We start from the raw sequence: 25087 nt of genomic DNA, 5'->3' as shown, positions 1-25087 counted from the left end.
AGGGAAACACCCCACGTTCACGCCAGATACGGTGTCTTTGGGTTTACAGGCGCCCGGTTCTCGGCAGTCAGTGCCTGTCCAGGTTCCTTCGGCCAAATGCCGCTCCAGGACATATGGGTTCCATTGGCAAGGCGCTCCCCGATGGGATGTCTTTTGCGGAGCACAAAGCAATTGCAATTGTCGTCAAAAAAGAACATCCCCACGACCCGCATCCCATGGCTGCTTCTAATTGGGGGAGAATCATTTGCCCCAGTTTGTAGGTGCCATTGCAGGAATCATTGAAGACGTAAGCCACCTTTGGCATCGTCCTTGGCCCTACAACGTAATCACTTGGTCCGGGGGATTGCCCTGTAACGCTGCGTACAGGTCTGGGAAACATCCCACCGTGACGCCGGCAACGGTATCTTTGGGTTTGCAAACTGCCGGTTCTGTGCGACCCGTCCCATCGGAGTTGCACCAGCGCGGTTCCCCTTCGGCCAGATTTCGCTCCAGAGCGCACATATCGCGCATCATCAGCAGGATGTTTTGTTCCTGGGCAATTTTGGCGAGCCGTTCCCCAATTGGGTCCCCTTTGCGTAGGACAAAGCAGTTGTCATCAAAGAAAAACATCCCCACCACCTGCACCCCATGCACCCCTGCTTCTAGTTGGGGAAGAATCATTTGCCCCAACTTGTAGGTCCCACAACGGGGATGGGTAAACACGTAGGCAACCTTCATCCGAGCGCTCCCTAACCCTTTGTCCCTGCATGATAATGATTCTCATTACCGGCGTCAACCGCTGAAGCCATCGTTGATAGCTCAACCGCCTTCGTGTGTCACAGAGGGAACCAACAACGAGGTTGCGCCCTGAAGGATGACCGGTGAGCCAGATTTCTTGCGCCTAGGACTCCAGCTACTCTGGCACCTTCGTTATAGCTAAGCCATCGCTGCTTGTTATATCTTGGGGGTCGCAGAGCGCAACTTCGTCTTGGGTTTTCCTACTATCGCCCTGACAAACTGAAGCGGCTCAGCTATAAAACATCTTCCGCTGTAGCGGTTGGCGAAACCATCTCGGCAATCAGAGAAAAAGTCCCCGAATTGAGCCGCCTGTTCGGGTGTCAAGACAGCGGACCTGTTCCGTATTTCCGTGTAAACCTAGCCTCCCTGCTCGTAATTGCGTCCCGTTTTCGCAGTCATCTCCGGTTTTGCAATCCCTTGCCCAGAGACGTCTATTGCAACGGCTGTCCTGCTTCACCTCGGGCGATAAACCGTACTGGAAAGGGAGTGAGCGAGTGCAATTGGCGGCGATTAACTGGTTGGCGGGTGGCTCGTATTGGCTTCGGAGCTGGTGTTGGGCACGCGGGCATAGTCATCCTGAAAGCGCACAATGTCGTCCTCGCCTAGGTACTGACCGTTTTGTACTTCAATGAGCACGAGGTCAATCAATCCTGGATTTTCCAAACGGTGCGGGGTGCAGGGGGGAACAAAGGTGGATTCGTTGGTATTGAGCAGGATTTCCTTATCGCCGCAGGTGACTTTCGCCGTGCCGGAGACTACAATCCAGTGCTCGCTGCGATGGTAGTGCATTTGCAGACTGAGCCGGTGACCTGGCTTGACCTCGATGCGCTTGATTTTGTAGTTTTTGCCCTCCTCCAGAACAGTGAAGCTCCCCCAGGGACGTAGCTCAGTCGCAGGAGCTGGTGGTAAACCAGCAGCCGTGGGCACTGGTGGGACAGTGGTACGCGTGCTAGGAAGCGGGGGCACCGTTTTTCGAGGGTTAGGGTTCATGCCCTCATCTCCTATGGGACAGGACACTCTGATTATACCCAGGCGCAATTATCGCACCAGCACCCAATTGGCGTACACTAGCTAGACGTGGTTTTTTGTAAGGATTGACGCGAACGATGGCGGTCATCGCGGGCAACTGGAAGATGTACAAAACCCGAAGCGAAGCGCTGGCCTACGTGCAGGAATTCGGGCCGCTGGTGGCGGATACGGACCGGGAAGTAGTCCTGTGTGCGCCCTTTACGGCCTTGGCGGCGCTGGTGGACCAATTGCCCGCCAGGATTGCTCTCGGTGCCCAAAACGTCCACTGGGAGGCAGAAGGGGCTTACACGGGTGAAATCAGCCCGCCTATGCTGACGGATTTGGGGGTGCAGTACGTCATCATTGGCCACAGCGAGCGGCGGCAGTATTTCGGGGAAACGGACGAGCGGGTCAATCTCCGGCTCAAAGCGGCCCAGCGCTTCGGGCTGATTCCCATTCTCTGCGTCGGTGAGACCCTGGAGCAACGGGAGCAGGGGCTAACGGAAGCCCATATCCTGGCGCAACTGGCCCAGGCGCTGGTGGGGGTGAACGTCTCGCGCTTGGTTATCGCCTACGAACCGATTTGGGCCATCGGCACCGGCAACACCTGTCCCGCTGAAGAGGCCAACCGGGTAATTGGCCTGATTCGCAAGGAAGTCACCCTGCTGCAACAGGTGGCTCAGCAAACGCCCGAGCGAGTGCAGATCCTCTACGGCGGTTCGGTCAGGCCCGACAATATTGATGAGTTGATGGCCATGCCGGAGATTGACGGCGTGCTCGTCGGCAGCGCCAGTTTAGACCCCCACAGCTTTGCCCGCATCGTCAATTACCAGCCCCTCGGGTGAAATCCAACAGCCGGGCGAAGTAAAAGCGCGTGCTGATTTGAGCGCGATTCTGCAATTGCCAACCCTGTTCCGTCAGGGTTTGTGTCATCAGGGGTTCCGGGTGCAAATAAGCACGGGTGGTTTTACTGGCGCCGGGGAAAAGGCCGCCAATTTTTTTGAGCAGACTGTAGAAGGGGGTCTGGGGCGCGAAGCTGAATATCAAACGCTGGCGGGCACACCGGGCCAAGTGCTGGAGCATCTGCTGGGCGCGCGGCGCTGGGTAGTGAATCAGAACGTCTAAGCAAATGACCACGTCGTAGGTGCCCCGTAAGTCCTCCAAATCCGCCACAGCAAACTCGATGTTTTGGTCGAGAAAGCGTCCCTGGGCACTGCGGTAACGCCGGGCTTGGTTTTGGGCTTCTTGTACCATCTTGACCGAGATATCGCCGGCCCAGACCTTGGCGCCCCGTTCGGCAAGCGGCAACGCTAGACTGCCAACCCCACACCCGACATCGGCAATGGTGATTCCCGTTAAATCCTCGGGCAACCAGCGGAGCACTGTGTCAATCGTCTGTTGATGCCCAACGCGAATGTCCGCCTGGACCCGGTTCACCTGGCCGGTGCCGTAAATGTTGCGCCAGCGCTCAAAGCCCACCCCCTCAAAGTAGCTCTTGACAATTGCCTTGTCCTCCATAGGCGGCAACGAGGTCATCACCAGGTAAACCACGTAACACTATATCGCATGGGTTTCTAACCGGCTGGGAAAAACCTGGGCCAGCGGTGGAGGCAACCGGCGGTAGAGCTTGCCGGTGGTGCGATTCAAGGGCGCCAGAGTTACGACGGCTGTACAGACTAGTTCGGCCTGGCGGGTGAGTTCGTAGTCCCACACCAAGCGAACCCCTTGACGCGGGCGGGGCCGAGCTTTGATGCACACCTGGTCCCCTAGATGCACTGGCTTGTGGTAGCGGATGGACAGCTCCACCACCGGCAGGTCGCAGTCGGCGGCCACCAAATCCCGAAAACGCACTCCCTGGGCCTCCAACCAGGCCACCCGCGCCTGCTCTAGCCAGTACAGGTAGCGTCCATGCCAGACGACGCCGCCGTAGTCCGTGTCCTGGGGATACACCTGCACCGGATACACAAACCAGGTCATCGGGCCAGATGGATAAACAGGTAGGACATGGAGGTGGGCTTCGGTCGAAAGCGCTCCAACAGCGTGGTCACGAGTGTCAGAGCTGCCGCCGCCGCCACAATGACCAGGGCTAACGCCAGGAGAATCATCAACCCCGAATACTGAACCGACCGTTTGGGGACGACAGTGACGGGAGCAGCGGTCGTTGGGGCATGGATGTGGGTGGCGTCGGGGTCACTGGTGGTGGTCAAGGTCACCGTGATGCGATGGCTGCCAAGGCGCAGAACATCCTGGCTCTGCAGGACGCGACTGGTTTGGTGGAGCCGTTCCCCGTTGAGTTCGGTGCCGTTGGCGCTGCGGTCAGTCAAAATCACCTGGCCGCCGCTGCTGGTAATCAGGGCGTGATATCGCGAAACTTGGGGGTCCGGCAACACCACCCGGTTCACCGCTTTCCCCCCCACATGACTGGGCATCTGCTCGTACTCCCGTCCAAGGGCAATCGGCGGGCTGTAGGTGTGCTGGGTCACCGCACCCGTTTGGGGGTCGTTCCAGGTCAACCGCACGTAGATGGTTTCTTCCATGTTTTCACCATAGCTCAAGGCAGCGCTCGCAAATCCCGCAGGACATCCAAGGCGGTAGGATAGCGCTCCGTGTAGAAGTAGGCCACCATTTTGTCTAGGATATCGGCCAGGCGCGGGTCCACCTGGGCATGGGGCCGCCACACGGGCAAGCCCGTATTCGCATCAAACTCCAAATCGCGGGGGTGTATCCCGGTCAGGGCCTGAATGGCAATCATCCCCACCGCATAGATGTCGCTATTTAACTGGGGCCGTCCGCCCATTTGTTCCACTGGCGCGTATCCCCGCGTACCGACAGCCACGGTGTATTCCGTCTCTCCCGTCACCGGTCGCATCTGTTTGACCGCCCCAAAGTCAATCAACACCAATCGCTGGTCCTTGGCCCGCCGGATGATATTGGCCGGTTTGATGTCCCGGTGGATGACCTTGTGTTCGTGGACAAAGGCCAGCACCTCCAAAATCCCCCGCAGCAGGGCCAGTGTGTAGGTCTGGTCTCGCTTTTGGCCGAGAACCAATTCCTTATCTAAACTGGTGCCTTCGATGTATTCTTGCACCAGGTAGAACTCCTGGTTCTCCTCGAAATAGGCCAGGAGCTGGGGAATCTGCCGGTGCCGCCCCAACACCTCGAGAATTTCCGCCTCCGTCTGGAACAACCGCCGAGCCACCTGCAGAAATTGGGGGTCGGAACGACCGGGTTTGAGCTGCTTGACGACGCATTGGGGCTGCCCGGGTCGCTGGGTATCCTGCGCCAAATAGGTGCGGCCAAAGCCTCCTTCTCCCAGAATGCGCACCACCTGATACCGCCCGGCCAAACGCCTCGTCTCGCTACGGGTAGGCACGACAACCGTCGCCCCGAGATACCCCTCTCCCGTTAGCTGGGTGGATTCCAGCATGGTTTGCAGCAGGGTGATCTGCTCCTGTTGCTGGGCTACTTTAGCCGCCACCAGCCGATGTTGCCGGTCGGTTTCGTAGACGGTGTAGGCAAGCACGCCCATGCCGCTAGCCAGCAGGCCCAATACCGGCGGCGCCAGGGGAATCCAACCCCCGAAACGGAACCAAACCAGGGCCATGACCGTAACACCTAGCCCAGCACTAGTCAGACTCAGCAGCAGCGGGACGGGATGCCGCCACCGCCGCGCCAGGAAGCCTCCCACGCCAGCCCACAGAAAAATCCACAGGATTTCCACGCCCTCCGGCCAATCCCAAATCAAGGTGCGACCATCCAGGGCGGCGCTGAGAATCTGGCTGGCAATTTGGCCGTGGATGACCACCCCCGCCATCTTTTGGTCCTCGGTCAAACCCGCGCTGTAGGGGGTGTAGAAGTCATCCTTGGCGCTGGCAGCGGTAACCCCAATCAGGGCAAGGCGGTCTTGAATCAACGCCGGTGGCACCTGCTGGGCCAGCAATTCCCCCAGCGTCACTTGCTCAACGGCTCGCCGTGGACCCCGGTAGTTCAACCACACCTGGTAGCCCCGGTCATCGAGACCCTGGTACGGCCCGCTGTGGGAGGTCAAGCGGTGAAAAGTCGCCCGTCCCAAGCGAATCGTGCCATCGGGCGCTTGCTGGGGTTGGATACCCTCGGCTGCCAGAAACCGGAGCGCCGTCTGCACCCCTAGGGCATTGGGCGTCGGACAGGGCGACCCCGCTTCAGGCTGTACACCTAGCAAGGCGCGGCGCACGGTGCCGCCAGGGTCCACCACCATATCGGCAAATCCCACCCGCTGGGCGATGGCTCCGACGGGAATCACCGGGGGCGGTTTGATCCCCGGACTCCTGGCATCCCCCAACTTACACACCGTGATCACCCGTGGTTCCCGTGCTAGCAGCGCGTGCAAGTCCGCCGTGCCCGGTTCCTGAGGAATGTCGCGGTACAGGTCCACCCCGATCACTCGAGGCCGAGCCGCCAAAAGCAACCGCAGCGCCTCGACTAGCACTCGGTCCCGCAGAGGCCATTGCTTGAGCCGTTGAATATCTGTCTCGGTAATTTCCACCACCACCACCCGTTTGTCAGGGGGCTCTGCCGGACGCCAGCGCACCATCTGGTCGTAGAGAGCTAACTCCAGGTTCTGAAGGGCGCCAGCCAAACGGATGCCGGTCACCAAGGCCCCAGCCACTATGCCGCCGACAACAGCAGGCCAACCCCACCAGCGACGCCAGGCTTTTCCCTCGACCAGCATTCCCTGTCTCCTGTCGGTTGGTTGCCAGTTTATCACGGTTGACGAATCCCCCCCGCACCGCCTAAGGTAATAGCCAGGCCCACCTCTGCAGCGTTGGCGTCATGGCTCCCCACGTGCTTTTGGTGGACGACGAACCCGGTCTCCGGCAAGCAGTGCAGGCTTACCTGGAAGACAGTGGTTTTGTCGTAACCACGGCCCCCAACGCCCAAGTCGCCTGGGAGCTGTTGCAACAGCAGCGGCCTGACATTGTGGTGTCCGACATCATGATGCCCCAGGTGAACGGCTATGAATTTCTCAGGCAATTGCGCGATGACCCCCGTTTTCACCACCTGCCGGTGATTTTTTTAACGGCGCGGGGGCTGACCAAGGACCGGATTGCTGGGTTTCGGGCGGGTGTGGACGCCTACATTCCCAAGCCCTTTGACCCGGAGGAACTGGTGGCAGTCATTGAAAATCTGCTGCGCAAGCAGGAAACCCCGCCGCCGGATGTCGCCCAACAACTGGCGGAAATCAAGGCGCTGTTGACCCAGCAGGGAAATCTTCCCCGCAAGGAACCCCTGGATATTGACCTGACGCCCCGCGAGCGCAGCGTGTTGGAACTTCTGGCCCAGGGCTTGATGAACAAGGAAATCGCCCACCGGTTGGATACCAGCGTCCGCAACGTGGAGAAGTACGTGAGTCGCCTGTTTAGCAAAACCGGCACCAACAGCCGTACGGAACTGGTGCGTTTCGCGCTGGAGCATGGGCTGGCGAAGTAGCGCAAGTGGGTAAAAGACGGGGCTACGCCCTGCGACCCCAAGGCATGACAAGCGGAGATGGCTTGGCTATGGGACAATGACGCCAGCGGATGCCAGCTACGGCAGACCAATCCCTACAACAGCCGCGCAAATATCCGTTTTTTAACCACCTTCCTGCTCAGCAGGAACACCAGGGTCCGCGCATCGATTGCCGGCCACGCCCGAGGAATGCTAATCGTTGTAACACGCTCAGCGGTTTGCTATAGTGGGAGAAGTTTTAAGAAATGTAACAATGCTACAGGGCAAGGTTGTAGTGGTTGTCGGAGCAACTGGGGGAATTGGTCGGGCGGTTGTGCAGCGGTTGCAGCCCCTGGGCGCCAAGTTGGTGCTGGCGGCGCGACACAGCGAACGGTTGCAGGCGCTAGGGGTGCCAGGAGCCTTGTGCATTCCCACCGACATTACGGTGCCGGTCCAGGTAGAGCAACTCATGTCCCAAGCTGTTCACACCTTTGGCCGGATTGACGTACTGGTGAATGCAGCGGGAGCGGGTGTATTTAAGTCTTGGGACAAGCTAACGCCGGAGGATTTGGCAAGTCAATTGGCGGTGAATTTGCAAGGGAATTTCTATGCAATGCAGGCAGCCGCCCAGGTGATGAAAACCCAACGCTCCGGTCACATTTGCAACGTGATTGGTATTTTGGGCAAACACACCATGCCGTTGGCGGCGGCCTACTGTGCGTCCAAGTTTGGGGCGGTCGGCTTCAGTAAAGTCCTAGCAGACGAACTGCGCCGCTACAACATCAAAGTCACTCTGTTTTACTTTGGCGGTGTGGATACCCCCTTTTGGGACAACATTACGCTCAAGGTGGACCGCAGTAAAATGCTCCGGCCTGAAACCGCCGCCGATGCGATTGTTTATGCCCTGCAAATGGAGCCGGCTGCTGTGCCGATGGAGGTGAACATTCAACCGGAAAGTCATCTGTTCATTTGACGTGGGGTGTGTCTTCCCTACTGAACGGGCATCCCATGGGTTAGGGGTTCTACTACTGGCTTGGGCGCTGAGGGGTTCAGGGGGGACACATGGCCGGCGCGCACAAAGGGCAAGGGTTGATGCTGGACCAGGGCGGATAGGTTCGCGTTCATGACGGTCAAGGGTTGCAAACCGACCGCATCTCCGACCACGTGGTTCTCTCGGTCGAGAAAAATAAAGCGCGGCACGCCCTCTACTTCGTACTGCAATAGCTCGGGAAGCCAGCGGGGATTATCCACGTTCAGGAAGACAAAGTTCACCTGCTCGCGGTACTGGGTCTCCAACGCCTGTACCTCCTTGGCCATCTGCTGGCAGGTCTGGCACCAATCGGCGTAGAACTCGATCATCGTGGGCCGGTCATTGGCCAGGGCCACCTCCAGGGGAACCGATTGGGCAGCCAGCGTAGCCAGGGAAACCGCCGCCTGCTGTCCCCGCATAGCCCAGAACAGGACACTCGCTAGCAGTACGGCTGCGACCGCCAACACCCACCGCACCATATATCGCCAACTCGGACTCACCCCTCCAGTCTATCAAGAAATGTAACGCTTCCTGGGCGGGGGGTGGTTCGCGATACCATACTAGGCAGATGAGTGGTTCTAGGTAACGCGGTATGGTGACGACGCCTTCAGCTCAGACCTTGGCGGAATTGCGACCCGGGATCAAGGCGCCTGCGAAAGAGACGATTCTCACGCCTCGGTTTTACACCACGGACTTTGAGGCGATGGCGGCGATGGACATCCGGGCCAATGAAGCAGAGCTGCGGGCCATCCTAAGCGAGTTTCGGGCGGATTACAACCGCTATCACTTTGTGCGGGATGAGGAGTTTAACCGGTCCTGGGACCACATTGACGGGGAAACGCGGCGCCTATTTATCGAATTTCTGGAGCGCTCCTGCACAGCAGAGTTCTCTGGTTTTCTCCTGTACAAAGAACTGTCGCGCCGGCTCAAAGACCGTAACCCGGTGCTGGCGGAATGCTTCAGTTTGATGTCGCGGGATGAGGCGCGCCACGCGGGTTTCTTGAACAAGGCAATGGCGGATTTTGGCCTGAGCTTGGATCTAGGGTTTCTCACCAGTCACCGCAAATACACCTACTTTGCGCCGAAGTTTATCTTTTACGCCACTTATCTATCGGAAAAAATTGGTTACTGGCGCTACATCACGATTTACCGGCATCTAGAAAAGCATCCAGAACACCGGATTTATCCCATCTTCAAGTTTTTTGAAAGCTGGTGCCAGGACGAGAACCGCCATGGAGATTTCTTTGACGCGATTTTGCGGGCCAATCCCCAGTTTTTGAACGACTGGAAGGCGCGGTTGTGGTGCCGGTTTTTCCTGCTGTCGGTGTTTGCCACGATGTATTTAAATGACCACCAGCGGGCCAAGTTCTACGAAGCCATTGGCCTCAATGCCCGCGACTACGACCTGCACGTGATCCGCAAGACGAACTGGACGGCGGGGCGGGTGTTTCCGGTGGTGTTGAATGTGGACCATCCCGATTTTGAGAAGTTAATGGATGCCTGCGCGCGGGACCATCTGCGGATTGCTCGTATCGGTGAAGGCCGAGGGCCGCTGTGGTGGAAACGGTTGCGCCAGTTGCCATATATAGTGCGGATTGTGGTCAACCTGCTGCGGTTGTACCTGATGCGACCGGTGGATATGGAGGCGCAACGGGGGATGGTTTACTAGTCGCTATAATAGGCTTGTCAGTTGCCGGGGGACAGGGTTATGGGTTTGTTTGACCGTTTGAGCCGGTTGTTGCGCGCCAATTTAAACGCCGCCATCAGCGCCGCTGAAGACCCAGAAAAAATCCTGGACCAAGCCCTGCTCGATATGCAGGAGGACCAGGTGCAATTGCGGCAGGCGGTGGCGCAGGCGATGGCCGCCCACAAACGGGTTGAGCAGCAGTACAACCAGAATCTGGCTCTGGCGGAGGAGTGGTATCGCAAGGCCCAGTTGGCTCTCCAGAAAGGGGAGGAGGAACTGGCGAAACAAGCCCTGGCCCGGCGCAAGAGCTATGCAGACACGGCGGCGGCCCTGAAGACCCAGTTGGACCAGCAGTCGGTGCAGTTGGAGAACCTGCGTCGCCAGATGACGGCCCTGGAGAGCAAAATCGCCGAGGCCCGTACCAAGAAGGACATGCTCAAAGCGCGACTGCGGGCGGCCAAGGCGACAGAACAGGTGAATCAAGCCCTGGGCAAAGTGGGAACTAGCGGCGCCATGGCGGCCTTCGAGCGGATGGAAGAAAAAGTGCTCACCCAGGAGGCACGGGCACAGGTGGCGGGAGAATTGGCTGCGGACACGCTGGAGGAGCAGTTCAAGGCGCTGGAGGGAAATACCGACTTAGACGCCGAGTTGCTGGCCCTTAAGGCGCAAATGGGGATGTTACCCAGCCCCAGCGCGTCACCCCAACCCTTGCCCCAGTCCGTGCAGCAGAGCGAGTTGGAACCATCCTAGTAGGCGTATTTCAGGGCCAAGAGCACTAGCGCTGCTACGCCGCTTAGGATAAGCAATCCGCTGGTTAATACAACCACGGGGTCATCGGCATTGTCAAACCGCATCGGTCCCTGGTTCATTTCGTTCATCGGCGCTTCTCCCACAAACTCCCCCTTTTCACCTTAGCGAACCCGGGCCGGCTAGTTTCTCATCTCGACCATTTTTTTAACAGTTGCCTGGCTCGGCGGCCCCAGTGCTGCCATCGTTGTCGCCAGAGACGTAGCGGCGTGAGGGGGGCAATGTCGCCGGTAGGGTGCTGCTGCCGGTAGTCGAAGAAGTCCTCTAGGGCTTGCCAAATCCGTTGCAGCTTGCGGCGGACCTGCGGGGCGCGGTACTCGGCCAGGCACTCGGGGGGCAGCGGCGGCGGTGGTTCCCGCAAAACCCGCAGGATGCGCTGGACGTCGTAACCCGTGTCGTAACAGCCGATTTGCTCGCAGTTGGCGCCCGGGTCGAGATAATCGGCCAAGCCGCCGTTGACGCTGGAAAACACGTAACAACCGCAAGCGAGCGCCTCCAACGGTTGCAACCCGAATCCTTCACTCACACCCTGCACTGCCCAGTAGGCGGCTGAGTCGTACAGATAGACCCGGCTGCGGTTAAACCAGTCCGCCAGGCTCGGGACAAACCAATCAATGACTTCCACGCGGCAATGCTGGCGAAGTTGGGGAGCCAGTTGCCGGAGTAGGTAGGTCGAGGACTTGCGCGCCAGGATCAGCACGTCAATATCGCGGGGCTGGTGGCGGTTGGTGAACTCGTCGCTGAGCACGTTGGGCAGGTAGTAGATGGGAGCGTGGGGTGCCCTTTGCCCCCAATATCCCAGGCTGTGGCGGCTGACCGTGACAATGGGCACGCCAGGCGGTATCCGAAACCCATAACCGACGCTGTGGGCGTGATAAACCACCGGATAGGCCCGCAGTCGCCCTAACAGGCGCGGCACGTGAAACCCCCAACTGACCACGAAGATCCCGTCTGCTGGGGGTTGTTTCAGCAGGTCAGCCAGAAACAGGTGGCCGGGTTCGCGTTGGCGGTAAGTCACCAGCGCCGCTGGACCCAGGGATTGTGCCAATTCCAGGGTGCGTAATTCCGCCCAAAGACCGCCGCAGTGATAAGGCTTGCCGGTGCCGGGAACCAGAAAGTACAACGTCCGCATCCTACCGCTCCAGGCCTGCACTGTTTCCCCACTGTACAGAAAACTGGCATGATGGGAGAAAGAATGTTTGTTACGACGGACCTGTGTCACTGCAGACCCTCCCCCTGACACCAGACCTCCACGCCTATCTACTGGCGCATTCGCTGCGGGAACCGCCCCTGTTGCAACAACTGCGCGCAGAGACCCAGGGGTTACCAGGCGCGGCGATGCAGATTGCCCCTGAACAGGGCCAGTTTATGGCGTTGCTGGTGCAGGCGATGGGCGTGCGGCGCGCTATTGAAATTGGAGTGTTCACCGGCTACAGCAGCCTAGTGGTGGCCCTGGCCCTGCCGGCGGACGGGTACTTGCTGGCCTGCGACATCAACCCAGAAACCACTCAAATTGCCCGTCGCTACTGGGAAAAAGCCGGGGTGGCCGCCAAAATTGACCTGCGCTTGGCCCCAGCCAAGGATACGCTGGCGGCACTGCTAGCCCAGGGACAAGCCGGACAGTACGACTTTGCCTTCATTGACGCCGACAAGGAGAATTACCTGACCTACTACGAACAGTGCCTAGCCCTGCTGCGACCAGGGGGTCTGCTGCTGGTGGACAATGTGTTGTGGGGCGGGCGGGTGGTGGACCCCCAAGCCCAGGATGCCGCTACAGAGGCAATACGCGCCTTCAATCGCCGGGTTTATCAGGACGAGCGGGTGGTGCTGAGTATGCTGCCGCTGGCGGACGGGTTGACCCTTGCGTGGAAACGGCCATGAGGGTGCTAGTAGTGGGAAGCGGCGGACGGGAACACGCGCTAGCTTGGAAGCTGGCCCAGTCTTCCCAGGTGACCAAGGTGTTCTGCGTGCCAGGCAATGGGGGGACGGCAACCCACCCCAAATGTGTGAATATGCCGATGCTGCCGGTGGACCTGGAGGGCATTGGCCGGTTTGCCCTGGTGCAGGGAGTGCAGCTGGTGGTGGTAGGACCAGAGGCCCCCTTGGCCTTAGGGCTAGCAGACCACCTGCGGGAACAGGGGCTGCTGGTGTTGGGACCCGGCCGAGCCGGCGCCCAATTGGAAGCCAGCAAGGTGTGGGCCAAGACCCTGATGCAAGCCGAGGGGATTCCCACCGCCCCCGCCCAAGTGTTCCGGGAGGTGGCTCCAGCCCAAGCCTACATTGAGCAGCAACCTCTGCCGGTCGTGGTGAAGGTGGATGGCCTAGCGGCGGGCAAGGGCGTAACGGTGGCCCAAACCCACGCGGAGGCGGTGCAGGCGGTGCAGGCGGCTCTGGTGGAGGGCAAGTTTGGCGCTGCTGGCCAGCAGGTTCTGGTGGAGACGTTTTTGCCAGGGGAGGAGGTCTCCATCCTAGCGCTGACGGATGGCAAAACCCTCTACCCGTTGCTCCCGGCCCAAGACTATAAGCGGGTGGGCGTGGGCGACACCGGGCCGAACACGGGGGGAATGGGAGCCTGTGCGCCAGTGCCCTGGATGACGACCGCGCTCCAGCAACGGGTAGAGCGGGAGATTTTTCAGCCCCTACTGGCGGGGTTGCAGCGGCGCGGCATTGACTACCGAGGCGTGATCTACGCGGGATTGATGGTCACCCCAGCGGGCGACCCTGTAGTGGTGGAATTTAACTGCCGCTTTGGCGACCCCGAGACCCAAGCCATCCTACCCCTGTTGGACTCCTGCCTGCTGGAGCTGGCGGTGGCCTGCGCCCAGGGACGGCTGGCCGAGGTGCCTCCTCCCGTCTGGAAACCCGGCTATACCGCGACGGTAGTGCTGGCCTCGGGCGGATATCCCGGCGAATTCGTCAAGGGCTATCCGGTGCGCGGCTTGGATTTAGCGGAAGCCACCGGCGCGCTGGTCTTCCACAGTGGCACCCGCCGGGAGCGCAACCAGATTTTCACCGATGGGGGACGGGTCCTCAGCGTCACAGGCTACGGCCCTACCCTCGAGGCGGCACTGGCCCAAGCCTACGGCGCCGTAAAACACATTAGCTTCACCGACTGCTACTACCGAGACGACATTGGCTGGCGCTTGCGGCGAGCCTAGACCCCTAGCCTTTTTTGGGCATGAGCACCATAATCATATTGCGGCCCTCCTTTTGAGGCACCTGCTGTACCTGCCCCACCTCTTGCAAATCGGTGGCCAGGCGTTTGAGTAAGTCCTCCGCCAGCTCGCTGTGCTGAGATTCCCGTCCCCGGAACGTGATGGTCACCTTGACCTTGTCCCCCTCTTTCAAAAACCGGCGCGCCTGGTTCACCCGCACCTGGTAATCGTGCTCGTCAATGTTGTAGCGCATTTTCACTTCTTTGACCTCTATCGTCTGCTGTTTTTTCTTGGCCTCACGCGCCTTTTTTTCCTGCTGGAACTTGTACTTGCCGTAATCCATGATCCGGCACACGGGCGGGTCCGCCTTCTCACTGATCAGGACCAAGTCCAATTCCCGCTCCTGGGCCAAAGCCAATGCCTCCCGAGGCGACATGATCCCCAGTTGCGTACCGTCCACATCAATCAGGCGAATCTTGGGATACCGAATCCGTTCGTTAATGTTCGGTAGCATGCGGTGGTTCGGATGCCTAGGCGGGGGAGTAGCGGTCACGAATCCCTCAAGCCGACGACAACAGACAGCAACAAACGTTTAAGAGTATCCCCTTGCTTCGGGGAGGCATGGGTTGCCCCCAGTTTAGCACAGGCCACAGCGACCCCCCTAGCCTTCTCGGTTGACAAACGGTAACAGAGCCAGAATCCGCGCTTGCTTGATGGCGCGCGTGACTTGCCGCTGCTGCTTGGCGGTCAGACCCGTCACTCGCCGGGGTAGAATCTTCCCCTGCTCGCTGATAAACTTGCGCAGCAGGTCAATGTCCTTGTAGTCAATCGGATCGCTGGGCTTGATTGGAGAAACCCGCCGCCGGTAAAACGTCATAGCCTACTTTGTCTCCCGATGCAGAGTGTGCTTGTTGCAATAGGGGCAGTATTTTTTCAATTCCAGGCGCCCGGTCGTATTGCGCCGATTCTTGGTCGTAGTGTACCGAGAGACCCCCGCTGAGCGCTTGTTCGGATTCGTGCGGCACTCGGTACACTCCAAGGTGATAATCAAGCGCGCGCCCTTGCTCTTGGCCATAGCCGCCCTAGTTCAAAAACGGTGACTTTTTCAAACATACCGCAAACACCACCCTAGCACAAGGCCCCTGGCAGGTAAGCCTGGAGAGAGTAATGCCGTCCCCGTCGCCGCACTAAGGCTACATCGAACCGGCAGGGTGCATTTTGCCACTGGGGATGCTGGCTCAGAAAGAACGCCGCCGCTTGCCGCAACCGTTCCTGTTTGGTGGGTGTAACCGCCGCTGCGCCGTCTGCGTCCCAATTGCGGTCCCGCCGGGTTTTTACCTCCACAAATACCAGCGTATCGCCGGCCCACATCACCAAATCCAGTTCTCCCCACGGGCAGCGCCAGCGCTGGGCCACGACTTGCCAGCCCCGTTGTTGCAAAGCAGCCGCCAACCAGTTCTCGCCCGCCGCACCGGTATCACGCATGGAGCGCCGACGTTTCTGGCAAGCGGGTGTCCACCAAAATCGCCCGGTCGAAGATGGCGCCCGTCAAGTCTGCACCCGTCAAATCCGCTTCCCGGAGGTTGGCGCTGCTCAGGTCGCACTGGATCAAACTCGCGCCGTCGAGCTTGGCCTGGCGCAAATTGGCCCCATTGAGAATGCAGCTTGAGAGTTTCGCCCGGCTCAAAATCGCTCCCTGGAGAACGGCCCGCGAGAGATCGGCGCCCCGCAGGGATGCTTCCGTTAAATTCGCTTGCCGCAAGTTAGCCCGGCTCAAGTCCGCGTCCCACAGATTGGCCTGGCTCAGGTCGGATTGGGTTAGATTAGCGCCGCTCAGGAGCGCCCGGCTCAGGTCCGCCTCCACCAAGCGAGCATGGCTCAGGTCCCCCGTGCATAGGTTAGCGCCCCCCAAATCGGCTTGGGTCAAATCTGCCTGCCACAGGATCGCGCCGCTGAGTTTGGCCATCACCAAGCCCGCGCCCTTGAGAAACGCGCCGCTCAGGTCGGTTTCCCGCAAGATGGCTTGGTTCAAAATCGCCCCCTCCAGGTTGGTGTTGGTCAGGTAGGCGCCGCTCAGTTTGGCCGCCGTCAGGTCAATCCCCCGCAAGTCCGCCCCCGACAGGTCCACACCGCTGAGGTTGGCGCGGCTAAAATCCCGTTCACCCTGAGCGTAGAGCGCGAGCAATTCAGCAGCATCCATAGAGTTCTTCAGCCAGGTTGGTGGACCAAACGGTGACGGGAACATTCGCCAGCTTTCTCCATCTTACCCCAAGTCAGGGTGCCCCGCTGCTTGATACGTGCAGGCGTGCCATGCCCAGCCGCTGGGGAATGATGATTTGTGTGCTGGTTGCCGGTCTAGTGTCGCCAGCGTGGTCGCAAGCGACCCTGCAATTTTGGCGCTATAACCCCCAGACCCAAGGTCTCGAATTCCAGACCGACCAACCGACGCAACCCCGTATCCAGGTGGTGGATTTGCCAGGCACCCGCTGGCCGCAACTCCCCATCACCCAACATGTCGGCCCAACTGCAGTGCGTATCGCCCAGTACTGCCCGGATACGGTTCGCCTGGTGGTGGCTCTCTCTGGGGTGTTCAGCCCAGAGCAGGTGGAATTGTCGTCGCAGGGCAACCGCTAGCTGGTTCGTTGCTCCAGGCGGCCCAACGCCAGGGTTAGAGGATTTTTTCCACCTGCGCGGCCCGGTGGTGCTGGGACGGGTGGCTCGTTCCCACGACCGGCAGTGGCTGTACGTGGAGTTACCCCACACAGCGCTGGCTCCTGATTTTCAAAACCAGACCCGTCCATACAACCTGCAGGTGGCAACCGGATTCAATGGTCATCTGCGACTCTCGCTGGAAATTAGCGCCAGCGACCCCGATTAGCAATTACAGCCCGTGTCCCAGGGTCTGTGGCTCCGACCTGCACCGATAGTTGTCACCCCACCAACTTGCTCCCGTTACGTTGTGCTTCTCGACCCAGGCCATGGGGGCGGCGACCCTAGCGCCATATCCAGGAAAAAGAAATCGTGCTGGATATCAGCCGCTGGGTTGCCCGCTTGTTGCAGGCCCAGAGGATTTGCACAGCGCTGTCCTGTACCCCTAGCACCGCGAGTGGCCTTGGCAAACCGGTGAATGCGACGGTATTTGTCAGCATCCATGCCAACGCCCTGCATTTGGGGTAGGCAACTGTTGAACCCTTTATGCACTCTTATAGCCAGAAATGAACATCTGTCCTAGGCCACTGGGCAGACAATAGCGGCTTTGGCCATAATGGTATTATGCCCAGGTGAGAAGCCAGCCTGCCAAGCGCTCCTTGGCGCAATCTCCACGGCACCTTCTTTCTACCTGTAAGGAATCGAGAGAAGCATGTGTGGAGGTTGTGGCTGCTTCTTACCCAGGTACTAGCGGCAGTTGTACTGCAGTCACTGTGTCGGGACTGTCTCTAGCTACCGCCGGTTAGAGATGGCCGGCCACCTACCACCCCGAGCGCGTGGTCTGAGTGCAACAGTGACTTGCCGGTGGGAGTCCGGCACGCTCCGCCTCCGTTGGCGGCGGAGGAAGTTGTTGGGAGAGCCGTTTGCCCAGCAGCCTGTGGAGAATTGTCCATAGTTTTAGGAACGGTATCCTGAGGTCAACGGCGTGGAAACCTACTACTACCGAACCGGGCAATGGCTGGCCCGCCGTATCCATAAAAACCTGTTGCGCACGACCCAAGCGCAGGACCGCGGTGTGCGTCAAACGCCCTTTTATGTGTTGCGCCGGAGTTCGATGCGGGCAACGCTGGTGGAGGTGGGGTACGTGACCGGCGCCAAAGATGCGCCCCGATTAGCAACGGCGTCCTATCGTCAGCGCGTTGCGGAAGGAATTGTCCAGGGCATTCACCGCTACCTCGACAACTTGGCCCGCTCCCCAGTAAAGTAGCATCAGGTCGCATCAGCGGAATTCACGTGGTTTTTAAGGCCCAGGGTTCGGTTCCTCACGGTATCACTCGATTTGCAAGCGTGGGGAACCGATGCCGTCTTGCTTGTGGTCTCAGGCTCAGCGTGGACAGCCCCAGGCACTGGAGAATCTGATAAACCGGGCCTTGGCGCCCCGAGGCTTACGGGTACGGGTGCAACGCCGCGCTCGACAATTGGTGATTTACTGCGACCCCCAAGCCTCCATCACACCGGCCCAGTGGACGCGCTTTGTCCAGCGGGGATTACAGCGCTTAGCCTACCGTTCGCCGCAGCCCGTCTGGTTACAGGGGGACAACTGGCAAGCAGTGGTGTACACGGGAGCGCGGTCGGCTCGGCCTTGGTTGCCCTGGTTGTTGGGGAGCGTAAGTGGGGTATCGCTGTTGGTAGGAGGAGGATTGGCCTACCGCTGGCCGCGTCCCATCGCCGAGACGGATCCAGCCCTAGCGCCAGCAACGCCAATGTCTCCGCCCCCGGTGATCGTCCTCAAAGCCGTCGGAGATGTAATTTTGGGAACCGACTATCCTGAGCGCCGTCTCCATCCCGCACCCCAACAGTTATTACAGCAGGTGCGTGCAGAACTGGCAGGAGCCGATGTAGTATTCGGGAATTTGGAAGCGCCTTTAACCACCCACCCCTGCAGCGCTAAGGTTCCCAACCAGCGGTCGGTCTTTGCCTTTCGGATGCCGCCGGCCTACGCCAGTCTCCTGCGGGATGCGGGGTTTACCCTGTTCCACCTGGCTAACAACCACACTGGCGACTTTGGTGAGGTCGGTCTGCGGGACTCCGATATCCTCGCGGAGTGCCTGACGGCGCGCGGCGAAGCGAACGGTGCGTTACCTGGAGCAGGTGGGCATTCAGACGTTGGGTCACCGGCGGGGTCAGATTCTCTACCAAACCGTGCGGGGGGTGCGCCTGGCTTGGATTGGGTTCAGTCCTTACCCTAACCACAACTCAGTGCTGGACCTGACCACCGCCCGAACGTTAGTACGGCAGGCGCGCAACCAGGCGGATGTGGTCATCATTTCCGCCCACATGGGCGCTGAGGGCACCAGCGCGCTCCATGTCCATGACCGCAATGAAGTGTTTTTCGGCGAACTGCGTGGCAATCCCATCCATTTCAGCCGGGCGATGGTCGCTAGCGGCGCCGATTTGGTGTTGGGACATGGCCCTCACGTTCCTCGAGCCATTGAGGTCTATCGGGGCAAATTGATTGCCTACTCCCTAGGCAATTTCATCGGTTACGGCGCCCTGAGCACTGCAGGCGAGATGGGCTACTCTCTGATCCTGGAGGTGCGGCTACGGGCCGATGGACAACTGGTGGGCGCGCGGGTCATTCCGATTGTGATTTCCCCCAACGGCATTCCCCTTCCCGATAGTCGAAAACGCACCATCCACTTGCTCCAGCGTCTCAACCGCCAAGACATGCCCCACAGCGAATGGCTCCTGGGGGACGACGGCGTTTTCCGACCCCGCGTTTATCCCAACAGTGCGAACTTGACCCGTTCTGGGTCATGAAATATCCTATCGGGTAGGGGTATCGGAACGATTGTGTATCGTGCGATGCTTCAATCAGCCCAAAGGGCAAAGGCTTGCTTACCAGGGGGTCATTTGTAGGAGGTTTTGCTTGTGAAAAATAGGGGTGTTGCGATTTTGCTGTGTTTTTTTCTGGGATGGCTAGGGGTTCATCATTTTTACTTGGGCAATGGGGGTGCTGGAGTTTTGTATCTACTAGGGACTACGGTGGGCTAGTGTTTCATCATTCCGCCGATAATTGTTGGCATCTTGACCCTTGTTGATTTTTTCGTGTTACTTTTGATGTCGGATGCGGACTTTGACCGGCGGTATAATGCCACGGCAACGCTACCGACGGCTTCAGGGACAACAGTTGGTGTTAGAGATATAACCCTTGCATTGGCAGACCTGAAAAAGCTTTACGAAGACGGCGTCATTACTGCTGAAGAATACGAACAAAAGCGCCGTGATCTGCTCCGCAGGCTCTAGGTGTTTCATTCATGTGGCAAGGTCGTGACGACTGGTTCCAGCGCTATCCCACTTGGGTTTATCTGTCATTTATCCCGTGGGTTGGTGGCATAGCCCAAATTTGGGCGGGTTGGGTCATACGAAACTACCGGTTACTGGGGGCGGGATTAGCCTTTACACTTGTGCCGCTGGTTTTGACGGACCTGCTTCCTTTGGCCTGGCTAGGTCAAATCGTTCTGGCCTTTGTTTATCGTACTGAGTTTCTCGTTCGTACCTACCCCCAGCATTTGCCACCACCTGCCGACCCTAAGTTGGCGGCCAAAATACTGGCTCTGCGGGGCAAATTTGACATTAATACCTGCTCAAAAGAGGTGTTAGTTCATCAGCTAGGGTTGCCGATTGCCTACGCCAATGACATCATTGCGATGCGAGAAAGTGGCCACCAGTTTACTCACCCGGAAGAACTGACGGAAATTGTTGGTATTCCTGAAGCAACGGTGCAACGCATTGCGCCCTATCTGACGTTTAGTTACGATATTCGTCAAGAGAGTTATGTATCCTGGCGGCGGGCCAATCATTTCGATGCAGAGCGCTTGGTTGCTGTTGGTTTAGAGCCGGATGTAGCTGCTCAAATTGTGGCGGAACGCAACCGCCGGGGTCCCTATCGCTCGGTCGTAGATATCGTCAAACGCACTGGCCTGTCAACCCATCAATTGCGGGCGCTGCTTTAGTGGGAAGTCAGCAGGGATTTGGGCACGTAAAACTCGACCCGCCGCAGGGCTGGAATCGTCAGCACAAACAGCAAAAATGTCCGGCTGCAGGTAATCGCGGTAAACATGCTGACAAGCACCCCAATGGCTAAGGTCACGGCAAACCCTTTCACCATGCCGGTTCCAAGCCAAAACAGCGCTGCACAGGCAATCAACGTCGTCACATTTCCATCCAAAATGCTACTGAAGGCCCGATAGAAACCGGCTTCGACAGAGCGATATAAACTTTTACCAGCTTGCAGCTCTTCCCGCGTGCGTTCAAAGATCAAGATGTTGGCATCCACGGCCATCCCAATACTGAGAATAAATCCAGCAATGCCCGGTAACGTCAGGGTCACACCTAGCAGCAAAAAAGCCGCGTAGGTCAACAGCGCATAGATCATCAAGGCCACATCGGCAATCAACCCCGGCAAGCGGTAGTACCACACCATAAACAGCAGCACCAGCGCCAAACCGCCGGCAAACGCCCAATAACTACGTTGGATACTGTCTTGGCCCAAAGTCGCCCCCACCGTGCGGTTTTCCACAATTTCCACGGGCACCGGCAACGCCCCACCCCGCAACTGCACCGCTAAATCATTGGCCGATTCCGCCGTAAAATTGCCGGTAATCACCGCTGCACCCCCAGTAATCCCTGTGGCGGCAAATTCTGGCCCCACGGTGGGGAAACTGATGAGCTGGTTATCTAAAAAAATCCCGAGCGTGCGGCCTGTACCGGCGATGGCTTTGGTTAATTCCGCAAATTTTTGGCCCCCTGGCCCATCAAACCGAATCGCCACTTGCCACTGATTCCCAGCGGGCAGCGGTTGGGCAAAGGCATCCTTGAGATTTTTCCCGGTCAACCCTGTCGGTTCGTAGAACGCAGCCAGGGCTTCATTGGCTTTTTGCAAGTCCTTTTTGACTTGTTCGGGGTCGGACAGGTTCTGGGGTTGCTTGAGCAAAGCGGCCAGTTGCTCCCGCACCGTATAAAGCTGTTGAATTTGTTGGGTATCGGTGCCGGGCTTTTGCAAGCGAAATTCTAGTTGGGCCGTACCGCCGAGCACCCGTTCTGCCTGTTGGGGGTCGCTCACACCGGGAAGTTGTACCAGCAGTTGACGGTTGCCCACTGTTTGCACCACGGCTTCAGCGACGCCTAACCCATTGATCCGGTTTTCGACCACCCGCTGTACCGCTTCCAACACCTGGGGCGTGATTTGTTTGACTTCGGCGGTAGTTTTCACCTGTAGTGTCAACTGCGCCCCACCCTGCAAATCCAGCCCCAAGCGCACGGGGATACGGCTAATCACCAGCAAAGCCCCCAGCACCAGGGCAATCACCACCAGAAGAATCAACCGCTGCCGACCGACCATAGACCCACAAAATGGGCGATTTTTTTATGATACGCCAGGCCTACCACACCACGCGCCCCGGCAATTCCCCCCGTTGATACCAGGTCGCCAGTCGCCACAGATAATAGCCCAGAAACAGCCCTAAAATTCCCCAGTGAACCCGGTGCCGTGCCAACCAGCGCCAGTAGGGGAGCACAATCGCCCGGTTCAGGACCAATTCCAACAGCAAGTGCAGCGCTAGCAGCAGGAATACCCCGTACAGCAGCGGGCCAAAGGCATGAAATTGCACCGCTCGCAACACGTCCCCCCGCGCCATCGCCATAAACGACCGAGTTAACCCGCAACTGGGACAGGGGATGCCGGTGAAGTGATACAGGGGACACACCAGCCCGGGAATTTGCCACCCCCGGTTGTAGACAAAAGACCCGATAATCGGCGATAGCAAAATCCCCAGGATGATCCACCGATCCCGGCGTTGCGTGGGGGTTAACGGCGCGCGACCGATCATAGGATGATGAATAGGCAACTGGCGATTTTTATTCTACGCCTATGACTTTTTACCAGCCCCATCCGCAACTGGCCCAGTGGGGGGAAACCCTATTGCAGGACATCTGCAGCCGTCATGCCGTTCGTCCAGAGCAGATGGGCATTGTTTGGTTGGTGTATGGGGGTGGCGTGCGGGTCAACACCGGCGGCGCGCTGGAACCCCAAACGTTTTGGCAACAGCGACCTTGGGGCTGGAGTCATCGCGGTGATGTCAACGTTTATCCCGCCAGCATCGTGAAATTGTTTTATCTCGTGGCGACGCACGAGTGGTTAGAGCGGGGCATGATTCCCCCTGACCCGGAAATTGACCGCGCCCTGCGCGACATGATCCAGCTCTCAAGCAATGATGCCACCAGCTACATTGTGGATGTCCTGACCGGCACCACCAGCGGGCCCGATTTAGCGCCGGGACCTTTCAGCACCTGGCAATACCAACGCAATATCGTCAACCGTTATTTCCAGTCCTGGAACTGGCCCGAATTCGCCGGCGTGAACATCAACCAGAAAACCTGGTGCGATGGACCCTATGGACGGGAACGGGCGTTTTTGGGACCGAATCAAGAAAACCGCAACCGGTTGAATCCTTTGGCTACTGCGCGGCTGTTTCATGCCATCTTGGGGGGAATTGCTGTTTCACCACGCCGTTCGCAACAGATGGTCGAGCTATGCCGTCGTTCCCTGGACCCAGCCGATTGGCCAACCGACCCCGCCTACAACCAGGTCAAAGGTTTTTTGGGGGAAGGTCTGCCAACAACGGCACGGCTTTGGTCTAAAGCAGGGCACACCAGCCAGGTTCGTCACGACTGCGCCTACGTGGAATGGGGCGATGACCAGGCCTACATGCTGGTGGTGTTTACCGTTGGGGAAGCCCAAAGCCGCAACGAACAACTTTTGCCCGACATCAGTCGCTGGGTGTTTGCACGGCTGCAACAGGAACCCCTGTCCTGACGCTCTGTTAACCTAGAACTGTGTATCCACTGTGAGTACGTATGGCCCACACGATTGTGACCGATGTGTGCGAAGGCGTGGCCGATTGCGTCGCCGCCTGTCCCGTTGCCTGCATTCACCCTGGCCCTGGGAAAAACGCCAAAGGCACCGACTGGTACTGGATTGATTTTGGGATTTGCATTGACTGTGGGATTTGCCTGCAGGTGTGTCCAGTAGAAGGGGCCATTCTGCCGGAAGAACGTCCTGATTTGCAACGCACACCGAGTTAGTGGGCAATGGCATCGGAGTCGTCCGTACCGCTTTGGCAACGGGTGCAACAAGGCGATCCCCACGCTGTTCAAACCGTCTTGGAACGGGCATTGGCTCACACCCATAGCCAGGTCATTCATGTGCAAAAAAGGAGCGACCACTGGTCTATTGCAGTCAGCGCCCCATCATCGCTTGCACCTGCTCGCTTGCCAACGCTCATAGCCCAAGAATTACGCCGTTACCGGATGCCCCTGGCGACGACCATCCGGCTCAGGGTACAGGGGTCCACCTCCACCTGGGAAACGGAATTCACCCTGGCAACTGTCCTGGAGACATCCCGGCCCGCGGCAACCCGCGCATCCACTCGCCCGGTGGACCTACCCCTTCATGGGCTCGATGCCACCCAAAGGCGCATCCTGCTGATTGGCCTTATCACAGCTTTTGTCCTGTGTGCCATACCGTTTGTCCGGTTCGTGCTCAGTTATCTGGTGATCATCATTCACGAATTGGGGCATACTGCGACGGCCTGGCTCATGGGGTATCCGGCGATTCCAGCGTTTGATTTTATGCATGGGGGCGGCGTGACTTTGCAACTGGGGGAACGGTGGGCCTTGATTCCCCTGGTTTTCTACCTGGCAATCGGTGGGTTGATGTATTCCTTCCGGCGCAACTGGCTTACGCTCACGGTGTTGATAACGCTGGCGTTGATGTACACCTGGATTTATTTCACCCGCTGGCATGAATGGTTGGTGGTGGCGATGGGACATGGGATGGAATTGGTGTTTGCGGTTATGTTTCTCTATCGCGCGATGACGGGTTGGGCTTGCCAGCAACCAGGGGAACAAACGCTCTACGGTATCCTGGGATTTTTTATCCTGCTTTATGACCTGAATTTCACCCGCCAACTGCTGTTTGACGCCACCATGCGAGAGCTGTACTTGCTGGGCAAGGGGGACGTGCTGGACCACGATTTTGTGCGTATCGCGCGGGAGTTTTGGCACGTGCCGTTCGCCTGGGTGGTGAGCCTTTTTGGTTTGAGCTGCCTGCTGACGCCGCTAGTAACCTGGGGGTTGTACCGCTACCAGAGCTACTGGCTCTACGGTTGTGTACGATTGTTACGCAGGTAGGCGCAGGAGAACGATTGATGGCGGATTTGGCCCAAGCGTTGCAGGAATTGGAAGCCCAGGGTTTGGCGGCGATTGCGGCGGCGACGTCCCTAGCGGCGCTGGAACAGTTGCGCGTGGATTACCTGGGCAAAAAGGGGGAGCTATCGCAAGTGTTGCGGGGCATGGGACAACTGCCGCCAGCCGAACGACCGCGTATTGGGGCGCTGGCCAACCAGGTGAAAGACCGCCTACAGGAAGCGCTGGCCCAACGTATCG

General features: G+C 58.7%; 35 protein-coding genes. 19 read left to right on the top strand and 16 right to left on the bottom strand.

Annotated elements, in window-relative coordinates:
- Positions 1–315 precede the first annotated feature (315 nt).
- On the bottom strand, positions 316–717 hold the full coding sequence (locus tag NZ705_05085; GenBank protein ID MCS7292335.1) for a SaoD/DsrE family protein: 402 nt from the start codon (positions 715–717) through the stop codon (positions 316–318).
- Between the two features lie 570 nt (positions 718–1287).
- Positions 1288–1767, bottom strand: a complete 480-nt coding sequence (locus NZ705_05080; GenBank protein ID MCS7292334.1) for a phosphomannose isomerase type II C-terminal cupin domain — start codon at positions 1765–1767, stop codon at positions 1288–1290.
- A 116-nt stretch (positions 1768–1883) separates the two neighbouring features.
- On the opposite strand from NZ705_05080, the gene tpiA reads away from it, so the two are divergent.
- Positions 1884–2630, top strand: a complete 747-nt coding sequence (gene tpiA, locus NZ705_05075; GenBank protein MCS7292333.1) for a triose-phosphate isomerase — start codon at positions 1884–1886, stop codon at positions 2628–2630.
- Here tpiA and bchM read toward each other — a convergent pair.
- The 4 genes from bchM to NZ705_05055 are packed head-to-tail and all read right to left on the bottom strand — an operon-like array spanning position 2608 to position 6496.
- Entirely contained in the window at positions 2608–3321 is a 714-nt protein-coding gene (bchM, locus tag NZ705_05070) for a magnesium protoporphyrin IX methyltransferase (protein ID MCS7292332.1), read from the bottom strand. The genes tpiA and bchM overlap by 23 nt on opposite strands.
- Positions 3322–3342: 21 nt before the next feature.
- Positions 3343–3762: an acyl-CoA thioesterase gene (locus NZ705_05065; protein MCS7292331.1), complete on the bottom strand. Its 420-nt coding sequence runs from the start codon at positions 3760–3762 to the stop codon at positions 3343–3345.
- Positions 3759–4322, bottom strand: coding sequence for an FHA domain-containing protein (locus NZ705_05060; GenBank protein MCS7292330.1), 564 nt, complete (start codon positions 4320–4322; stop codon positions 3759–3761). Before NZ705_05060 ends, NZ705_05065 begins: the two co-directional genes overlap by 4 nt.
- Positions 4323–4336: 14 nt before the next feature.
- Positions 4337–6496, bottom strand: coding sequence for a CHASE2 domain-containing serine/threonine-protein kinase (locus NZ705_05055; protein MCS7292329.1), 2160 nt, complete (start codon positions 6494–6496; stop codon positions 4337–4339).
- 101 nt (positions 6497–6597) lie between these two features.
- Here NZ705_05055 and NZ705_05050 point away from each other — a divergent pair, with 101 nt between their 5' ends.
- Together NZ705_05050 and NZ705_05045 are read left to right on the top strand one after the other, a co-directional pair.
- Complete coding sequence (locus tag NZ705_05050; GenBank protein MCS7292328.1) at positions 6598–7254, top strand: response regulator transcription factor; 657 nt, start codon at positions 6598–6600, stop codon at positions 7252–7254.
- Between the two features lie 271 nt (positions 7255–7525).
- On the top strand, positions 7526–8224 hold the full coding sequence (locus tag NZ705_05045) for an SDR family oxidoreductase (protein MCS7292327.1): 699 nt from the start codon (positions 7526–7528) through the stop codon (positions 8222–8224).
- A 17-nt stretch (positions 8225–8241) separates the two neighbouring features.
- On the opposite strand, the gene NZ705_05040 is transcribed toward NZ705_05045, so the two are convergent.
- Positions 8242–8760, bottom strand: coding sequence for a thioredoxin domain-containing protein (locus tag NZ705_05040; GenBank protein MCS7292326.1), 519 nt, complete (start codon positions 8758–8760; stop codon positions 8242–8244).
- Positions 8761–8873: 113 nt separating this feature from the next.
- On the opposite strand from NZ705_05040, the gene acsF reads away from it, so the two are divergent.
- Both acsF and NZ705_05030 read left to right on the top strand, forming a co-directional pair.
- Positions 8874–9950 carry a magnesium-protoporphyrin IX monomethyl ester (oxidative) cyclase gene (acsF, locus tag NZ705_05035; protein ID MCS7292325.1) on the top strand — a complete coding sequence of 359 codons (1077 nt, stop codon included), beginning with the start codon at positions 8874–8876 and terminating at the stop codon, positions 9948–9950.
- 39 nt (positions 9951–9989) lie between these two features.
- The gene (locus tag NZ705_05030; GenBank protein ID MCS7292324.1) at positions 9990–10718 is read left to right on the top strand and encodes a PspA/IM30 family protein; all 729 of its coding nucleotides are present in this window, start codon (positions 9990–9992) and stop codon (positions 10716–10718) included.
- On the opposite strand, the gene NZ705_05025 is transcribed toward NZ705_05030, so the two are convergent.
- Both NZ705_05025 and NZ705_05020 read right to left on the bottom strand, forming a co-directional pair.
- A complete protein-coding gene (locus NZ705_05025) occupies positions 10715–10846 on the bottom strand; it encodes a hypothetical protein (protein MCS7292323.1) in 132 nt (43 codons plus the stop codon). The genes NZ705_05030 and NZ705_05025 overlap by 4 nt on opposite strands.
- Before the next feature lie 59 nt (positions 10847–10905).
- Positions 10906–11907, bottom strand: coding sequence for a glycosyltransferase (locus NZ705_05020; GenBank protein ID MCS7292322.1), 1002 nt, complete (start codon positions 11905–11907; stop codon positions 10906–10908).
- 83 nt (positions 11908–11990) lie between these two features.
- Here NZ705_05020 and NZ705_05015 point away from each other — a divergent pair, with 83 nt between their 5' ends.
- Together NZ705_05015 and purD are read left to right on the top strand one after the other, a co-directional pair.
- Positions 11991–12656: a class I SAM-dependent methyltransferase gene (locus tag NZ705_05015; protein ID MCS7292321.1), complete on the top strand. Its 666-nt coding sequence runs from the start codon at positions 11991–11993 to the stop codon at positions 12654–12656.
- Positions 12641–13933, top strand: a complete 1293-nt coding sequence (gene purD, locus NZ705_05010) for a phosphoribosylamine--glycine ligase (GenBank protein MCS7292320.1) — start codon at positions 12641–12643, stop codon at positions 13931–13933. Before NZ705_05015 ends, purD begins: the two co-directional genes overlap by 16 nt.
- Before the next feature lie 4 nt (positions 13934–13937).
- On the opposite strand, the gene infC is transcribed toward purD, so the two are convergent.
- From infC to NZ705_04985, 5 genes are all read right to left on the bottom strand, one after another.
- Positions 13938–14444: a translation initiation factor IF-3 gene (gene infC / locus NZ705_05005; GenBank protein ID MCS7292319.1), complete on the bottom strand. Its 507-nt coding sequence runs from the start codon at positions 14442–14444 to the stop codon at positions 13938–13940.
- A gap of 147 nt (positions 14445–14591) precedes the next feature.
- Positions 14592–14807: a 30S ribosomal protein S18 gene (gene rpsR, locus NZ705_05000; protein ID MCS7292318.1), complete on the bottom strand. Its 216-nt coding sequence runs from the start codon at positions 14805–14807 to the stop codon at positions 14592–14594.
- A gap of 3 nt (positions 14808–14810) precedes the next feature.
- Positions 14811–15005, bottom strand: coding sequence for a 50S ribosomal protein L33 (rpmG, locus tag NZ705_04995; GenBank protein ID MCS7292317.1), 195 nt, complete (start codon positions 15003–15005; stop codon positions 14811–14813).
- Between the two features lie 53 nt (positions 15006–15058).
- Positions 15059–15415 (bottom strand): YraN family protein, encoded by a 357-nt coding sequence (locus NZ705_04990; protein MCS7292316.1) that lies wholly within the window; start codon positions 15413–15415, stop codon positions 15059–15061.
- Complete coding sequence (locus NZ705_04985) at positions 15408–16130, bottom strand: pentapeptide repeat-containing protein (GenBank protein ID MCS7292315.1); 723 nt, start codon at positions 16128–16130, stop codon at positions 15408–15410. Before NZ705_04985 ends, NZ705_04990 begins: the two co-directional genes overlap by 8 nt.
- A 110-nt stretch (positions 16131–16240) precedes the next feature.
- On the opposite strand from NZ705_04985, the gene NZ705_04980 reads away from it, so the two are divergent.
- The 8 genes from NZ705_04980 (at position 16241) to NZ705_04945 (ending at position 20595) form a co-directional block, all read left to right on the top strand.
- The gene (locus NZ705_04980; GenBank protein MCS7292314.1) at positions 16241–16564 is read left to right on the top strand and encodes an AMIN domain-containing protein; all 324 of its coding nucleotides are present in this window, start codon (positions 16241–16243) and stop codon (positions 16562–16564) included.
- Positions 16565–16628: 64 nt separating this feature from the next.
- Positions 16629–16808, top strand: a complete 180-nt coding sequence (locus NZ705_04975) for a hypothetical protein (GenBank protein ID MCS7292313.1) — start codon at positions 16629–16631, stop codon at positions 16806–16808.
- Positions 16809–16951: 143 nt separating this feature from the next.
- Positions 16952–17107: a hypothetical protein gene (locus NZ705_04970; protein MCS7292312.1), complete on the top strand. Its 156-nt coding sequence runs from the start codon at positions 16952–16954 to the stop codon at positions 17105–17107.
- Positions 17108–17564: 457 nt separating this feature from the next.
- Positions 17565–17846 (top strand): N-acetylmuramoyl-L-alanine amidase, encoded by a 282-nt coding sequence (locus NZ705_04965; GenBank protein ID MCS7292311.1) that lies wholly within the window; start codon positions 17565–17567, stop codon positions 17844–17846.
- A 91-nt stretch (positions 17847–17937) separates the two neighbouring features.
- The gene (locus NZ705_04960; protein MCS7292310.1) at positions 17938–18828 is read left to right on the top strand and encodes a CapA family protein; all 891 of its coding nucleotides are present in this window, start codon (positions 17938–17940) and stop codon (positions 18826–18828) included.
- Positions 18731–19399, top strand: a complete 669-nt coding sequence (locus NZ705_04955; GenBank protein ID MCS7292309.1) for a CapA family protein — start codon at positions 18731–18733, stop codon at positions 19397–19399. Before NZ705_04960 ends, NZ705_04955 begins: the two co-directional genes overlap by 98 nt.
- A gap of 267 nt (positions 19400–19666) precedes the next feature.
- Positions 19667–19885, top strand: a complete 219-nt coding sequence (locus tag NZ705_04950) for an SHOCT domain-containing protein (protein MCS7292308.1) — start codon at positions 19667–19669, stop codon at positions 19883–19885.
- A gap of 11 nt (positions 19886–19896) precedes the next feature.
- Entirely contained in the window at positions 19897–20595 is a 699-nt protein-coding gene (locus tag NZ705_04945) for a helix-hairpin-helix domain-containing protein (GenBank protein ID MCS7292307.1), read from the top strand.
- Here the strand turns inward: NZ705_04945 and secD are convergent.
- The gene (gene secD / locus NZ705_04940; protein ID MCS7292306.1) at positions 20592–21983 is read right to left on the bottom strand and encodes a protein translocase subunit SecD; all 1392 of its coding nucleotides are present in this window, start codon (positions 21981–21983) and stop codon (positions 20592–20594) included. The genes NZ705_04945 and secD overlap by 4 nt on opposite strands.
- A 40-nt stretch (positions 21984–22023) precedes the next feature.
- Complete coding sequence (locus tag NZ705_04935) at positions 22024–22470, bottom strand: DUF2752 domain-containing protein (protein MCS7292305.1); 447 nt, start codon at positions 22468–22470, stop codon at positions 22024–22026.
- A 41-nt stretch (positions 22471–22511) separates the two neighbouring features.
- On the opposite strand from NZ705_04935, the gene NZ705_04930 reads away from it, so the two are divergent.
- The 4 genes from NZ705_04930 to NZ705_04915 all read left to right on the top strand — a co-directional run.
- The gene (locus NZ705_04930; GenBank protein ID MCS7292304.1) at positions 22512–23456 is read left to right on the top strand and encodes a class A beta-lactamase-related serine hydrolase; all 945 of its coding nucleotides are present in this window, start codon (positions 22512–22514) and stop codon (positions 23454–23456) included.
- A gap of 41 nt (positions 23457–23497) precedes the next feature.
- The gene (locus NZ705_04925; protein ID MCS7292303.1) at positions 23498–23725 is read left to right on the top strand and encodes a 4Fe-4S dicluster domain-containing protein; all 228 of its coding nucleotides are present in this window, start codon (positions 23498–23500) and stop codon (positions 23723–23725) included.
- Positions 23726–23731: 6 nt separating this feature from the next.
- A complete protein-coding gene (locus NZ705_04920) occupies positions 23732–24832 on the top strand; it encodes a M50 family metallopeptidase (GenBank protein MCS7292302.1) in 1101 nt (366 codons plus the stop codon).
- Positions 24833–24849: 17 nt separating this feature from the next.
- A partial coding sequence (locus tag NZ705_04915) for a phenylalanine--tRNA ligase subunit alpha (protein MCS7292301.1) occupies positions 24850–25087 on the top strand: 238 nt, incomplete at its 3' end.

This window comes from Gloeomargarita sp. SKYB120 (assembly GCA_025062155.1).
GTDB lineage: Bacteria > Cyanobacteriota > Cyanobacteriia > Gloeomargaritales > Gloeomargaritaceae > Gloeomargarita.
Note: the sequence above shows the minus strand (reverse complement) of the source record. Positions and strands in the feature narration are given on the sequence as shown.